The following is a 14,276-nucleotide window of genomic DNA, read 5'->3' as shown; positions in this document are numbered from 1 at the left end:
AAGGAGAATTGAAGAATATTTGCATTTCTATAATAACGAGCGACCGCAGAGAAAACTAAAAAAACTGACGCCTGTTGCTTACAGACGTCAGCTTTCTGCCTAGGTGTTTTTTGCAATGTCTACAAATAGGGGTCTTGACCAATTTACCGGGAAGGAGCTTTTTTTTATTCGGTTAGGTGATCGCGTAATAAAAAGGCACGATAATTAAATTTAACATTAATGCAATTGCTCCGATCGCCATAGACCAACCGCCTAGTCCGCGTGCGCCTTGTCGGTATGCTATAAAGCCAAGTACGACTGATGTTGCACCAATGAGTACAGGCCATAGAAACCAAGACGCAATTGCAAACACAAGTGATACCCATCCAAGAGCATAACCTCCGGACTCGGCATCAACCCGCTCTTCTCTCTCCTCATAACGGTCTTCTCTGCGCTCTGTATGAACCGCTGGATTGCTGATTGCAAAATCAGCAGCCATTTCTTCATTTACATCAATCAAGCGATCCGTCCCCACAACTGGATGGCTTGTTCGTTCCGATCGATCTCGATCATCCAACAATTGTTTATAATCGTCTTCATATTTACCCATCGACCTTCACTCCTTTGGTTTAAAGGTAAGGCAGCATGTTGACTTTGATTGCTCAGCTTGATCTTGATGAAATAGTCCGAGGTCATCCGCAGCAAATTCTTCTTTAAAATTGGCGCCTGCATGTTGATCGATTTCGATGTTGATTTCACTAGCTCCACAATTATTGCCTTCTTTCCAGAAGTTGCAGTTAGCGACACTACAAGACACGCCTTTTGGCATAAAAAAATCACCTCCACTATCAAGTTTCCCTGACCGGAGGTGATTCATTCTGCCTTATTTTTGTCCTTGCATACGACGCTGAGTCATGTAATCATTTTCGTAATACGCTAATTCATCACGCAGTTCTTCAAAAACCTTGGAAACACTAAGTACGATACCACGAGAATCACGATTCGGTTTAAAGCGGAAACGAATCGCATCTTGGCCAGTATAAGCATAACGGCCATCTTCAGAATAACATTCGTTCTTCGGATAGAAAAACGCGCTTACGCATTGATGGTAAACCTCATACAGCACGCGTTCCGCATAATCTGTATCAAAATTGGGCCGTCTGAGCAATACTCCCAGCTTTTCAACCGAGACTTCAGAAAAGACCAATAAATGTCTCAAATCGGATAAAAGGCCTTTGTAAAAAGTATGTGCTTCTTCTCCATCATCTTCGCCGGTTAATTGGGGCAAGGAATTGTTATTCAGAAACGGTTCCAGTTGGCTTAACGCATCCTTTAGCTTTGTGCGAGTTGATTCCGTTAGTGCTTTGACGTTGGCAGTTGGCATATAGGTAGTTCCCCTTTCATAATCCAAACACACGTAAAAACTACAATCATCACTATCGTACCACAAATTACATTTAAGTGGTACTGGCGATTCACGCTTTCGTTCGCATATTTTGAGCCTTGGAATCCGAACCTATAGATTAGACTTAGCTCTAATTTAGAACGATCAATGGAGGGTTTCAGGCATGCATAGAAAATGGATTGGTGGCCTTACAATTTTAGCCTTAGCTGCTCTGCTTATACCAATGACGCCGATATTTGCCCCTAAAGACGTCAAAAAACCGCCGCAAACGTCTAGTTTTTCTGCAAAACGCGAGCATACGCTCAAAATTGCTGCGCTGCAATCCGATATGAAAGCGACAGCGATGCTTTGCTCCACGGAGTGCTCCAAAGATTTTCAGAAGCTGATGGGCTCCAGTATGGGATCAAAAAACGAAGCGGATCAACAAATCAAGCATATGATGCATGAGCATGCGCACATGGCTTATATTAGCTGGATTTCGGGCAATCGCAGCGTTGATCGAGGAGCCCTCCCACAAACAGAAGATCAGAAAGTGAAATCTTATGTTTCTGAAGCAAAATCACAAGTTAGCAAAGGGGCCAAGTTTGAATCCCCTTCTTTCACAGCCAAAAATGGCAGCCGTTATATGGTGCTGGGTGTGCCAGACTCCAAGCATAGTGGAATCGGTGTGGTCGGTGTCATCAAACAAGATATTTTGAAATCCGTAGAACATCATCAAATGCGCAACCTTAGACTTGTACCTTACCCGGCTGAAGGAAATTACAAAATCGAATCCGTGAAACCAAACTCAACGATCGATACGACTGTTCGTACTGGCGAGGATAACGGTAATGCCAGTCATTATCATGTTCGTGACGTCGTTGTACATTTCGTTAAGCCTCTTTCGGGCAGCGAGCTTGAACAGGTAAAACGTGATATAAATGCGGAGTGGGTTAAACAAGTCGGAGATACTTTTATTTTCCGCTCAAGAAATATTGAAACGGATCAACTAGTCCGTTATTTCAAGCAAACGTGGAATACCGAATATACAGAACCACATTATTTGTATATGACAAATGAGAGCTCAGCCGCAATCGTTCCAAACGACGCTTTGTACTCAGAGTACCAATGGAATTTGCCATCAATTGAGACGGAAAAGGGCTGGAGTTTATCTAAAGGCAGTGACAAGGTTATTATTGCTGTGCTTGATACCGGCGTGCAAAGCAATCACCCGGATTTGAAGGGAAAGCTTGCTGAAGGCAAAAATATTGTAGACGAAAATGCGGCTCCCGATGATGATGTTGGCCACGGAACCCATGTATCTGGCATCATTGGCGCTACCGTCAACAATAATGAAGGTGTTGCCGGTTTATCATGGTATAACAAAATTATGCCTGTTAAAGTATTGGACAGCAGCGGTGCAGGCTCCACTTATTCCGTCGCTCAAGGTATTATTTGGGCCGTCGATCATGGAGCCAAGGTCATTAATATGAGCTTAGGCAACTATGCGCAGGCAGATTTTCTTCATGACGCGATTAAATACGCCTATGACCATGACGTCGTCATGATTGCAGCCAGCGGTAACGATAATACGGATCGACCGGGGTATCCAGCCGCATATCCGGAAGTATTCGCTGTTGCGGCTACCAACAGCAGCAAAGAAAAAGCTTCATTTTCCAACTATGGCGATTATATAGACGTTGCAGCACCTGGTGACAGCATTGCGAGTACCTATCCTGGCAGTCAATATGCAGCATTGTCCGGCACATCTATGGCAAGTCCCCATGTCGCGGCATTGGCAGGATTAATTCGGTCCATTAATCCTGAGCTATCCAACGTTGAGGTTATGGAAATTATGAGAAAATCAGCTATAGATTTAGGCGCCAAAGGAAAAGACGATTATTTTGGTTATGGAGAAATCGATGTTGATAAAGCACTGCAAGCTGCTTCAAAATACGGTGGAGCGCTGCAAACTTATCCCGATCAGGTAAAAAGAAGGCTTGATCGGATTATGAATAAGTACGGGAAGTAATTTAGCAAACACAATAAAGCACCCATCGCATGCGATGGGTGCTCTTTGTTTGTAAGTGTAAGGTCGTGCGGAAAGTTTGTCGTAAGCCGGGTTCTGTACTTCTGGTGGTCCAAACGGGAACGACCCTCCCACGATGAAGCGACAATCATCTATCTAGGCCGTACATTGCTATACGGCTCCAGCAACCAACCCGGACGCGCCTCAGGCTAAGGCTGCAGCTTAGGGGCTGCGGCGTCCTCTCGGTCTTGCTCCAGATGGGGTTTACCAGGAACGTAGTCACCTATGCTCCTCGTGGTCTCTTACACCACGGTTCCACCCTTACCTGTTCCGGCTAAAAGCCGGCCATCGGCGGTCCATTTCTGTGGCACTATCCTTCAGCTCGCGCTGACTGGACGTTATCCAGCATCCTGCCCTGCGGAGCCCGGACTTTCCTCTCGCGGCAACAAGGCCGCCAGCGATTGTCTGTCAAACTTTCCGTGGCATCGTTAAGTATACAAGGTATTTCACAAAAGCTCAACCCTCAATGCCATTCCAATCTAACAATAATTTAACTATATAAAAGTAAACGGTTCTGTGTTCAAGGAAGAAGCAACCGCTGTCGTTTCATATTTACTGCTCACAAGCTGTTCATTCAACCAATTTGCAACTTTCTGCTTCATCACTTTTTCAATGTTATGACCAGGGTCGATGATCGTCATTCCTGCAGCCAGCGCATCATGTGCCGTGTGATAATCAATATCTCCAGTAACAAGCACATCAGCGCCGGAAAATACAGCATGGCGTACATACTTGCCGCCTGCTCCACCGAGTACAGCGGCTTTGCGAATGACTCGGTCGAGTGCTCCAACGACTCTCACCGCTGGAACATCAAATAATTGCTTCGCTTGTTCTGCAAGCTCACCCAGTGTCTTCGGCTCGGTTAGCTTGCCGACTCTGCCCAGTCCAAACGATCTGCCCTTTAAATCGACTGAATATAAATCATAAGCAACCTCTTCATACGGATGTGCTTTGAGCATAGCTTGGACCGTTTTGCGGTGGACACTGTGAGGCACGATCGTTTCAATCCGAATCTCATCAGCACGCTCCAGCTTTCCTTCCTCGCCAATGAACGGGTTCGTTCCTGGTCCAGGAATAAATGTTCCTGTCCCCTTTATATTGAAGCTGCAGTTGCTGTAGCTGCCAATTTTACCTGCTCCTGCGCGCCACATAGCCTCAAGTACTTGCTCGTGATGGCTCTCTGGTACAAATACAACAAGCTTGTACAGCTTATCCGTATGCACTTCCTCCAAACACTGGCGGTTATCCGGCACGATACCGATTAAATCAGCGAGCCAATCATTTATTCCGCCATCTGCCACATCAAGATTGGTATGTGAAATATAAACAGCAATGTCGTTTTTGATAAGCTTCTCGTATAGGCGCCCTGCCGCAGTTGATGTATCCAGCTTGGCAAGCGGCCGATATATGATCGCATGATGAGCGATAATAAGCTCAGCACCTTGCTCGATCGCTTCATCAACAACAGCATCCGTCACATCCAATGCAACGAGGATCTTCTTAATCGGTTTATTTAATGTGCCAAGCTGCAAGCCGATTTTGTCATTCTCAACCGCATAATGCTTAGGCGCAAGCTGCTCCATTAACTGGATCACGGTTTGTCCATTGGCAAGCATTGTAAAACCTCCTCAATCACGTTCATCTCCGCCTGAAACTGCTCGCGTTTACTCGCTGATTCAGCAAGATCAGATCCACCCAGCTGTTCACAAATACGCTCAAGCTTATTCAGCTCATGACGCCATTTTTTAAACAATACAGGTTGCGGCTCACGGAGCAAATACGGACCCATTTGCTTCAAAACACCAAATAGCTTGTCATTCGCCAACTTAACCTTCAGGAAGCTGCCATCATAAAGCTCACTATTGCGCGCTTTAGCATCCGATACACGTATGGCGTGCATCACTTCATAAATTTTTCCGTCTTCTTCAAGAATGCTTTCTGCAGCCAAATACCAATTATGCTTCAATAGCCATTCGCGTACGACTTCTTCACCTACATTAGGCTGCAGTACAAGCTCTACAACCCCTTCTAGCTTGCCCGCCGCATGACCTGCCTCCAATATATCGCTCATAAGGCTGCCGCCCATACCGGCGATTGTGACCGTGTCAGCCTCACCAGGCTGAAGCACGTTCAGGCCATCACCTTGCCGCACTGTCAAACGAGCAGTCATTCCAGCAGCAGCCCCTTGCTTCTTCGCTGCCTCATAGGGACCGAGGTTCAGCTCTCCTGCGATCGCTGTAGGGCACTTATCGATTTGCAGCAAATATACGGGGAGCATCGCATGATCCGAGCCTATATCAGCTACACGCGAGCCCGCGGTTACGTAATCTGCAATCTTCTGCAGACGCCTTGATAGTTTTAACATTATACAACCCACACCATCCATTGTTTTCGCATTGAAAATAATATTATGCCGCCTATCGCTATTTTGACAATGAGCTGCAGCTGCAACAAAATCGCATCATTTACGAACATGACCGAGTATAGCTCCGGCATAAACCACACGAGCGCGCAGGTTGCAAACAAAACAGCAGATACCGGCTTCGACCAGCGATGTACGAACCAACTGCTCCAGCCAAATAAACAAGCGATAGGCAGCCAGTACAGCTGCACCTCATACCATTTCGAATCCAACATAAATTGTGACAGCAGCCACGCATAAACAAGTATAGCCGCCAACCATCCACTTAAATGAAGGGCAGGAATGCGAGCCTTTATTCCGTAAACAACCCAAAAGATCGAACAAAAGGCTAATAAGCCTGTTTTCCAGCCCCAATGATCAAAAGCATGCAGATTCAACATATACAAACCCCCGCCTAGAAGGAGGAGCATTCCCGTACTTGTTATTGCCAATCCAGCTGACTCATTGCGGCTGCGAAGTCGCTGTCCCGTAAGTGAAAAAATAGCCACCGCGCCGACCACAACAGCCATTTGCAATAACGGATGAAATTCGTTAAAATAAAGCACAACAAAGGAAATTAAGGTAAAAGTTCCAAATGTAAGTAGCCATTGCATACCTGTAGCTCGTTGTACTGCGGCGATTGCTTTTCCAACTGTATGATGCTGTTCTTTAGTTGTTTGGATCGTATCTTGATCAGCATACAAATTCAGCAGAAAGTCACAATATTGATCTGGCAGCAGCTTGCTTCGGCGCCAATGATCAATTTCTTTCACGATAATTTGCCGACGATCCTGATTCATAAAATCCCGCTATCCTTTCGGTCGACTTGTCTTGCCTGCACAAGTCCGTATGTATGAGGTTGGCATTTTAGAAAAAAGACCTCGCTGCACGAGCAGAAAGGTCAATATACTAAACATCAAGTTTTTTTATTCAAGGAAATCTTTCAAACGTTTGCTGCGGCTTGGATGACGCAGTTTGCGAAGTGCTTTGGCTTCAATTTGACGAATACGCTCACGCGTAACACCAAATACTTTGCCAACTTCCTCAAGCGTTCTCGTGCGTCCATCATCAAGTCCGAAGCGAAGACGAAGTACATTTTCTTCTCTTTCAGTCAATGTATCGAGTACGTCTTCCAGTTGCTCTTTAAGCAGCTCATACGCAGCAGCATCTGCTGGAGCAAGAGCTTCTTGGTCTTCAATGAAATCACCTAGGTGAGAATCATCTTCTTCCCCGATTGGAGTTTCGAGCGATACTGGTTCTTGTGCGATCTTCATAATCTCGCGAACCTTCTCGGTGCTTAGCTCCATCTCCGCAGCAATTTCCTCCGGTGTCGGTTCGCGTCCAAGTTCTTGGAGCAATTGACGTGATACTCTTATGAGCTTGTTAATCGTTTCCACCATATGAACCGGGATACGAATGGTTCGTGCTTGGTCAGCAATGGCGCGAGTAATCGCTTGACGAATCCACCATGTTGCATACGTACTGAATTTGAAGCCCTTCTGATGGTCAAACTTCTCAACTGCTTTAATAAGTCCCATATTGCCCTCTTGAATCAAATCAAGGAACAACATACCTCTACCTACATAACGTTTCGCAATACTGACAACAAGCCGCAGGTTCGCTTCCGCAAGTCTACGTTTTGCTTCCTCGTCACCATTCTCAATACGTTGTGCAAGTTCAACCTCATCATCTGCAGAAAGAAGTGGAACCCGACCGATTTCTTTCAAATACATACGTACCGGGTCATTAATTTTTATACCCGGCGGCAAAGCTAGATCATCATCAAAGTTAAAGTCGTCCTGTTCGCGCTCTTGTTCTTCCCCTTGGGCAGCGAGTGGATTTTCTTCGTCATTTTCGTTCAGTACCTCAATCCCAAAATCATCGAGCTGTTCGAAAAATTCATCAATTTGTTCAGGGTCTTGATCGAACGGAGCCAACTTATCCATAATTTCTTTATACGTCAAAGATGACCTCTTTTTGCCTTGCTCAATCAATTGATCCTTCACATGATCCAGTTTTTGTTCGGTATCTAGTTCAGTATGTTGATCATTCGCCATATTCCGACTCCCTCCCCCCTAGAAACGATCTTCCTGTCGTCCTTTGAGCTGTCTCTCTAGGGTTATAATCTCACTTGCTATTTGTGCTGCTGCCAAAAAATCTCCGGTACGCTCAGCACGCACCATTTCTTCTTTCTTGCGTTCAATATCACGATACTGCGGTACTTTAATAATGTCTTGGATATATGCGTCCATCGTCGTATCATCGAACGGAAAGTCACCGTCCATCATCAAAATCGATGCAGCTGTACGTTCTAATCGGTCATCATGCAGCGTTGCAATAAAGCGGCTGACATCCGGATCATAGCCTTGGGCAAAATAAGCGTATAAATAAGCAGCAAGAGCTGCGTGATCCTCTACATTAAACGCATCGCCGAGTCGTTCATGAACCGATTGCGCTACCTCTCGATCCCGCATCATAACGTGCAGCAACCTTCGTTCTGCATGTGTGTAAGCAGGCATAAGAGTAGGTGGTCCAGACTTTCGGGGCTTTTCATTCCTACCATTATTCCACGAATTGTCGTTATTATCCCCTTGCGGTTTCTTTTTTTGCAGCTCCTGTCTAATTTGATGACAGTCCTGTTTCAAAGCATCCAGTGAGATTTCGAACTCTCGTGAAATTTCCTTCAGGTAGACTTCGCGTTCCGTTGAAGAATCAAGCTCTGCAACAATTTGTACCGCCTCAAGCAGATAGTTCTTTCTACCTTCTTCTTTTAGCAGTATATGGTTTTTCCTTGAATATATAAGCTTAAATTTTGTCACCGATACCGGCTGATCCATTATCTCTCGCAAGAAATGTTCCGGACCATATTCGCTTATATAATCATCGGGATCCTTTCCTTTCGGAAGCATCGCCACCGATACTTTGAGGCCTGCGCTTTCAAGCATCGGAATTGATTTGAATGCTGCTGCTTGTCCTGCATCATCACCGTCATAACATACAATGACTTCTTCGGCTTGTCGTTTTAGAATAGCGCAATGTTCTTCGGTCAAAGCCGTTCCCATCGTGGCAATTCCATTTTTTACGCCAGCGCTCCATGATTTAATGACGTCCATGTAACCTTCAAACAATACAACTTGCTTACTCTTTCGAATAGATGGCCGCGCATAGTGCAGATTGTAAAGTGTTCTGCTTTTCGTAAACAGCATCGTTTCTGAGGTATTCAAGTATTTCGGCTGTCCTTCGCCTATAATGCGACCCGCAAACGCGGTAGCTTTGCCGTCTCGATCCCATATCGGAAACATAATGCGATTTCGAAACCGATCCACATATCCACTCCCGTCAGATTTAGCCGAAAGCAATCCGCCTTTTTCCATCAATGCAAGATCAAACCCACGATTCGTTAAAAACCGGGCCAGCAAGTCCCATTCCTCAGGAGCGTAACCAATCATAAAATGATCAATCAGCTTATCACTAAGTCCGCGATCCCGCAAATATTGCTTTGCCGCTTGTCCTTGCTTCGTGTTATTCAGCACATGATGATATAACTTAATTGTCAGCTCATGCGCCTCAATGATCTTGGCTCGGTCTGCATCATGCGGCGTGGATTTCACTCCATCTGGTGATGCCCAGGTTACAGGCATTCCCGCATCCATCGCCAGCACTCGAACAGCTTCAGGAAACGAATAACCTTCCATTTCCTCAAAAAAACGAATAACGTTGCCGCCCTTACCGCAGCCGTAGCAATGGTAAATTTGGAGCTCCGGCGTCACTGTAAATGAGGGAGTCTTCTCCGAATGGAACGGACATAACCCCTTCATATATTTGCCGTGCTTCGTGAGATGAACATATTTCCCGACCGTCTCTACGATGTCATAATGCTTGCGAACCGCATCAATGACCTCTTCCGGTATTTTATTACCGTATGTCATCGTTCATCACCTTCATCCTAGTAACACGTAAATAATATTCGCTATACGTCATGGTTCTCCTGCTCATTTCGTAAAACTTTTGTCAACTTTTGTTGAAACCGTGCACGATCGTCGTTGTTCATCGCTTTTGGCCCTCTTGTTTTGCCTCCGGTACGGCGACGTTTCGCAAGTTCGTGTCTACGTTCCATCAAATAATCAATGTTCTCATCGGTATATTGTTCTCCGCGAGGAGACAATACGACAGCGCCTTTGCCGATTGCTATGCATGCCAGTCCAAAATCTTGTGTAACGACAATATCTCCACGCACAATATGGTTCACAATGTATAGATCGACAGATTGATTGCTTCGGTCCACCTGTACAATATCTACTCCAGGCTGAGGCTCCAGCCGATGGTCGTGAGAAGCAACCATAAGTACTGCTACAGAAAAGAGTCTTGCCGTTTCACCTATTTCCGTTTTTACCGGACATGCATCCGCATCGACCACAATGGTAGGTTTTTGTTGACGAATAGAAAATCACCGCTCGGTTTCAAATTCTTTTCCTATACTATTATATACGGCATAACTCTAAAAAATCCTTCCGCTTGACATTATGGCAAACGTACATATTCCATAATCAAACTTGCTGTCTCTTCAACGGCTCGATGTGATACGTCAATCACAACGCAGCCTAGCTGCTTCATAATAGTATCGGCATAAAGCAGTTCCTTTTCAATACGATCAGGAGTCGCATAAGATGCATTATTCGGTAAGCCAAGTGCTTTAAGGCGTTCTTTCCGTATTGTATTTAAGTATGGAACACCTATTGTAAGCCCGATTATTTTGCGTTTTGGCAGCTTAAACAATTCGTCTGGCGGCTTTAGCTCTGGGACTAGCGGCACATTAGCAACTTTGAACTTCTGATGCGCGAGGTACATCGATAAAGGCGTTTTTGATGTGCGTGATACGCCAACGAGTACAATATCTGCTTTTAGTACGCCAGATGTATCTCTCGCGTCATCATATTTTACCGCAAATTCTACAGCATCTACCTTTTTGAAATAATTCGCATCAAGCACATGATTAAGACCAGGCTCTTGACGTGATTTCCGCCCAGTCCGCTTCTCCAGCGTCTCGATAAAAGATCCCAAAAGATCGATTGCGGTAACGCTGTATGCCTCTGCAAACTTTTTCATGCTGTCGCGAAGATGCGGAATAACGAGTGTATAGATCACTATTGCATCAACTTGCTGCGCCTGCTCAATAATTCGCAGCAAGCCTGCCTCTTCCGTTACAAAAGGGGCTCTGCGGATATCGGTATGAAGTGGATGAAATTGCGCGATTGCTGCGCGTACAACAAGCTCCCCTGTATCACCAGCTGCATCGGAGACGACATATACGATTACTTCGGGATTAGAACGAGACATGAACTATCATCCTCCTTACGGACTCAATTACCAAACGAGCTTCGAGAAATCTGCGATAATCGCAATATCTTCTGCGATACCAGCAAGCGTTGACAATCGATTCGCACGAACAGCCTCATCAGGCGCCATGACCATAACATTCTCAAAATAGTTATGAATAAACGGCTTCAACGATGATAAAGATTGCACCGCTCTTGAAATATCTCCCTCTTCAATCGCTTGTTTAAACGTTGGACGCTGCGCTAGCCATGTTTGATACAACTCTGTTTCCACCTGTTCTGCGAACAAAGCTGGATCAACCGCTGCACCAGCAGCTTTGGAACCCAAATTGCTGACACGGTTAAACTGCTCGACAGTTAGCTTAAATTCAGCACGATCGCTGCTTGCAGCAAGCGCTTGAACGACGCTCGCACGCTCGATGGTCGATTTCAGATCTGCAAAACCAGAAGCCATAACGGCGTCTACAACATCATAACGAACGCCTTGCTCGGACAATACGTTCTTAACGCGAAGCGCAAAGAAATCAGAAAGATCTTTGCGGATTTCAGCAGCGTCGCGTTTAAGGCCGCGGTTCTCATGTACGGATAGCGCCGCATCATACAAATCGTTTAGCTCCAGCTTCAAGCCATGCGCCAAAATAATTTGAACGATACCTGCTGCTTGCCTGCGAAGGGCATAAGGATCTTGCGAGCCTGTCGGAATGATGCCGATCGAGAAACAACCAACGATTGTATCGATTTTGTCCGCTAAGCTTACGATGGCACCTGTTATTTCAGATGGAGCTAGATCTCCGGCAAAACGCGGCTGATAATGTTCATTAATGGCTTTCGCCACTGAAGCTCGCTCTCCTGCTTTTAGAGCATAATCTTCCCCCATAATGCCTTGCAGTTCAGGAAATTCATAAACCATTTGGGATACGAGATCGAATTTGCAAATATCAGCTGAGCGGCTAATGTCGCTGGACGTTTGCTCATCGATTAGCAAATGCTTGCTCAGAAGATCAGCTGTTGCACGAATGCGTCTTACTTTGTCAGCTACTGAGCCCAGTTCTTCGTGATATACGATATTCTCAAGCTTCGATAGAGCATGCTCTATCGTCAGCTTATGATCTTCTTCATAAAAAAATTTGGCATCCGAAAGTCTTGCGCGCAGTACTTTCTCGTTACCTTTCGATACTAGCTCGATCGACTTAAGATCGCCGTTGCGAACCGTAACGAAAAACGGAAGAAGCTCACCTTCGTTGTTGAATACCGGGAAATACCGCTGATGCTCACGCATCGATGTAATAAGCACTTCCTGCGGAATGTGTAGAAATGCTGGGTCGAAGCCGCCAAACAATACGTTTGGATATTCAACTAGAAAAACAACCTCTTCAAGCAAATCTTCCTTGATTGCAATCTCCCAGCCTTTTTCTTTGGCTAGACGATCGATCTGAGCTACAATCAGCTCTTCACGTTCGCTAACATCAGCAAGAACATGCTGCTCGCGCAGGCGCTGAGCGTATTGAGCAGGTTCTTGTACAGTAGCATCATTGCCAAGGAAACGATGTCCGCGTGTTGTATTGCCAGTTTGTACCCCTGTAATTTCAAAAGGAATCACATCTTGACCAAATAGTGCAACCAACCACCGGATCGGTCTAACAAACTTTAGCTCATGATTGCCCCAACGCATGTTTTTCGGGAAAGACATCGAAGTAATCAAGCTGAGCAAGCCATCTGGCAGTACCGCTGCTGTGTCTGTACCGATGCTGCTTTTGGTAGCATAAACATATTCAACGCCAGCTAGTTCTTGGAAATACAGCTGTTCAGGCTCAACGCCTTGGCTTCTAGCAAATCCAAGAGCAGCTTTGCTCCAATTGCCTTGGTCGTCTTGAGCAATTTTACGAGAAGGGCCTTTAGCTTCTTCATTCATATCCGTTTGCTTCTCAGCTACGTCGTTGATTAGAACAGCAATTCGACGTGGTGTAGCATACACATTTACAGCGCCGTGTTCGATTCTTGAGTCCGAAAGCCACTTCACCATTTTATCCTTTAGCTGGTTCATCGCACCGCGCACGAACCGAGCAGGCACTTCCTCAAGTCCGATTTCAAGCAACAAATCTCTAGTCATGCTGCTCCACTCCTTTCTTCAGCAAAGGGAATCCAAGACGTTCTCTTTCCTCGTAGTATGTCGATGCGCATGCACGCGCTAAATTTCTTACCCGTGTAATATAGCCCGTTCTTTCCGTTACGCTGATTGCGCCGCGCGCATCGAGCAGGTTAAAGGTGTGCGAGCATTTTAATACGTAATCGTACGCTGGAAACACAAGATGATGCTCCATCGTTTTTTGAGCTTCCTGCTCATACATGTTAAATAAAGAGAACAGCATTGCTGTATCCGATGTCTCGAATGTATATTTGGAATGCTCATACTCTGGTTGTTTGAAGACGTCACCGTAGGTTACTCCTTCAACCCATTCCAAATCAAAAACATTCTCTTTTTGTTGAATATAAGAAGCCAAACGCTCCATACCATATGTGATCTCAACAGCGACAGGATTAGCATCAATGCCACCAACCTGTTGGAAATATGTGAATTGCGTAATTTCCATGCCGTCCAGCCATACTTCCCAGCCTAAACCCCAAGCGCCAAGAGTTGGTGATTCCCAGTTATCCTCAACGAAACGGATATCATGCTCAAGTGCATCAATGCCTAGCTGCTTCAAGCTTTCCAAATAAAGCTCCTGTATATTGTCAGGCGATGGCTTCAAAATAACTTGGAATTGATGATGCTGGTATAAACGGTTTGGGTTCTCACCGTATCGACCGTCCGCTGGACGTCTTGATGGTTCCACATAGGCAACATTCCAAGGCTCAGGACCAATCGAGCGTAGAAACGTCATAGGGTTCATCGTTCCTGCACCCTTCTCAACGTCATAAGGCTGTACGAGAATACAATTTTGTTCAGCCCAGAACTGCTGCAAAGTCAAAATCATTTTTTGAAAATTCATAACTGACCCTCTCCTTCTTCCTCTGTTTTGTGTCCGTAAAAGCGAAGCAGGCAAAGGCGTTTATACGCAAAAAACTCCCGTCTCTACGCCTGCTCCC

At 45.5% G+C, this 14,276-nt stretch carries 14 protein-coding genes and 1 other RNA gene; 2 read left to right on the top strand and 13 right to left on the bottom strand.

Translation table 11 applies throughout. The annotated features are described in order from the left end of the window. The first annotated feature begins 7 nt into the window (after positions 1–7). Positions 8–103, top strand: coding sequence for an IS3 family transposase (locus tag AB4Z50_RS18860; RefSeq protein WP_441878496.1), 96 nt, complete (start codon positions 8–10; stop codon positions 101–103). 69 nt (positions 104–172) lie between these two features. On the opposite strand, the gene AB4Z50_RS18855 is transcribed toward AB4Z50_RS18860, so the two are convergent. From AB4Z50_RS18855 to AB4Z50_RS18845, 3 genes are read right to left on the bottom strand one after another with little or no spacing between them, the layout of a single operon-like run. Next, entirely contained in the window at positions 173–589 is a 417-nt protein-coding gene (locus AB4Z50_RS18855; protein WP_441881079.1) for a DUF4190 domain-containing protein, read from the bottom strand. A 6-nt stretch (positions 590–595) separates the two neighbouring features. Continuing rightward, on the bottom strand, positions 596–808 hold the full coding sequence (locus tag AB4Z50_RS18850) for a DUF1540 domain-containing protein (RefSeq protein WP_076266909.1): 213 nt from the start codon (positions 806–808) through the stop codon (positions 596–598). 54 nt (positions 809–862) lie between these two features. After that, positions 863–1,363 carry a YpuI family protein gene (locus AB4Z50_RS18845; RefSeq protein ID WP_076266908.1) on the bottom strand — a complete coding sequence of 167 codons (501 nt, stop codon included), beginning with the start codon at positions 1,361–1,363 and terminating at the stop codon, positions 863–865. A 184-nt stretch (positions 1,364–1,547) separates the two neighbouring features. Between AB4Z50_RS18845 and AB4Z50_RS18840 the strand changes: the two genes are divergently transcribed. Continuing rightward, positions 1,548–3,395, top strand: coding sequence for a S8 family peptidase (locus AB4Z50_RS18840; RefSeq protein ID WP_441881078.1), 1,848 nt, complete (start codon positions 1,548–1,550; stop codon positions 3,393–3,395). 67 nt (positions 3,396–3,462) lie between these two features. Here the strand turns inward: AB4Z50_RS18840 and rnpB are convergent. The 10 genes from rnpB to glyQ form a co-directional block, all read right to left on the bottom strand. Next, an RNA gene (rnpB, locus tag AB4Z50_RS18835) (RNase P RNA component class A) lies at positions 3,463–3,869 on the bottom strand. A gap of 77 nt (positions 3,870–3,946) precedes the next feature. After that, entirely contained in the window at positions 3,947–5,068 is a 1,122-nt protein-coding gene (locus AB4Z50_RS18830; protein WP_441881077.1) for a Nif3-like dinuclear metal center hexameric protein, read from the bottom strand. Beyond that, on the bottom strand, positions 5,044–5,817 hold the full coding sequence (locus AB4Z50_RS18825) for a tRNA (adenine(22)-N(1))-methyltransferase (protein ID WP_441881076.1): 774 nt from the start codon (positions 5,815–5,817) through the stop codon (positions 5,044–5,046). The genes AB4Z50_RS18830 and AB4Z50_RS18825 overlap by 25 nt, the downstream gene beginning before the upstream one ends. Next, on the bottom strand, positions 5,817–6,653 hold the full coding sequence (locus AB4Z50_RS18820) for a hypothetical protein (protein WP_441881075.1): 837 nt from the start codon (positions 6,651–6,653) through the stop codon (positions 5,817–5,819). The genes AB4Z50_RS18825 and AB4Z50_RS18820 overlap by 1 nt, the downstream gene beginning before the upstream one ends. Positions 6,654–6,779: 126 nt before the next feature. Continuing rightward, complete coding sequence (gene rpoD / locus AB4Z50_RS18815; RefSeq protein WP_053376806.1) at positions 6,780–7,910, bottom strand: RNA polymerase sigma factor RpoD; 1,131 nt, start codon at positions 7,908–7,910, stop codon at positions 6,780–6,782. A gap of 18 nt (positions 7,911–7,928) precedes the next feature. Then, positions 7,929–9,782 carry a DNA primase gene (dnaG, locus tag AB4Z50_RS18810; protein WP_441881074.1) on the bottom strand — a complete coding sequence of 618 codons (1,854 nt, stop codon included), beginning with the start codon at positions 9,780–9,782 and terminating at the stop codon, positions 7,929–7,931. Positions 9,783–9,823: 41 nt separating this feature from the next. After that, positions 9,824–10,273 (bottom strand): YaiI/YqxD family protein, encoded by a 450-nt coding sequence (locus AB4Z50_RS18805; protein WP_339209682.1) that lies wholly within the window; start codon positions 10,271–10,273, stop codon positions 9,824–9,826. A 101-nt stretch (positions 10,274–10,374) separates the two neighbouring features. Next, positions 10,375–11,190 (bottom strand): pyruvate, water dikinase regulatory protein, encoded by an 816-nt coding sequence (locus AB4Z50_RS18800; protein ID WP_076266901.1) that lies wholly within the window; start codon positions 11,188–11,190, stop codon positions 10,375–10,377. A 27-nt stretch (positions 11,191–11,217) separates the two neighbouring features. Then, a complete protein-coding gene (gene glyS, locus AB4Z50_RS18795) occupies positions 11,218–13,299 on the bottom strand; it encodes a glycine--tRNA ligase subunit beta (protein WP_441881073.1) in 2,082 nt (693 codons plus the stop codon). Next, on the bottom strand, positions 13,292–14,179 hold the full coding sequence (gene glyQ / locus AB4Z50_RS18790) for a glycine--tRNA ligase subunit alpha (protein ID WP_076266899.1): 888 nt from the start codon (positions 14,177–14,179) through the stop codon (positions 13,292–13,294). The genes glyS and glyQ overlap by 8 nt, the downstream gene beginning before the upstream one ends. Positions 14,180–14,276: the final 97 nt, after the last annotated feature.

This window comes from Paenibacillus sp. 2TAB26, assembly GCF_052115145.1.
Classification (GTDB): domain Bacteria; phylum Bacillota; class Bacilli; order Paenibacillales; family Paenibacillaceae; genus Pristimantibacillus.
This window is presented reverse-complemented; position numbering and strand designations above follow the sequence as displayed.

Bases quoted from the DNA above. Each gene is read 5' to 3' on its own strand.
- AB4Z50_RS18820 (WP_441881075.1), bottom strand. From the start codon at position 6,653: ATGAATCAGGATCGTCGGCAAATTATCGTGAAAGAAATTGATCATTGG.
- AB4Z50_RS18800 (WP_076266901.1), bottom strand. From the start codon at position 11,190: ATGTCTCGTTCTAATCCCGAAGTAATCGTATATGTCGTCTCCGATGCA.
- dnaG (WP_441881074.1), bottom strand. From the start codon at position 9,782: ATGACATACGGTAATAAAATACCGGAAGAGGTCATTGATGCGGTTCGC.
- AB4Z50_RS18845 (WP_076266908.1), bottom strand. From the start codon at position 1,363: ATGCCAACTGCCAACGTCAAAGCACTAACGGAATCAACTCGCACAAAG.
- glyS (WP_441881073.1), bottom strand. From the start codon at position 13,299: ATGACTAGAGATTTGTTGCTTGAAATCGGACTTGAGGAAGTGCCTGCT.
- glyQ (WP_076266899.1), bottom strand. From the start codon at position 14,179: ATGAATTTTCAAAAAATGATTTTGACTTTGCAGCAGTTCTGGGCTGAA.
- AB4Z50_RS18840 (WP_441881078.1), top strand. From the start codon at position 1,548: ATGCATAGAAAATGGATTGGTGGCCTTACAATTTTAGCCTTAGCTGCT.
- AB4Z50_RS18825 (WP_441881076.1), bottom strand. From the start codon at position 5,817: ATGTTAAAACTATCAAGGCGTCTGCAGAAGATTGCAGATTACGTAACC.
- AB4Z50_RS18830 (WP_441881077.1), bottom strand. From the start codon at position 5,068: ATGCTTGCCAATGGACAAACCGTGATCCAGTTAATGGAGCAGCTTGCG.
- AB4Z50_RS18855 (WP_441881079.1), bottom strand. From the start codon at position 589: ATGGGTAAATATGAAGACGATTATAAACAATTGTTGGATGATCGAGAT.
- rpoD (WP_053376806.1), bottom strand. From the start codon at position 7,910: ATGGCGAATGATCAACATACTGAACTAGATACCGAACAAAAACTGGAT.
- AB4Z50_RS18850 (WP_076266909.1), bottom strand. From the start codon at position 808: ATGCCAAAAGGCGTGTCTTGTAGTGTCGCTAACTGCAACTTCTGGAAA.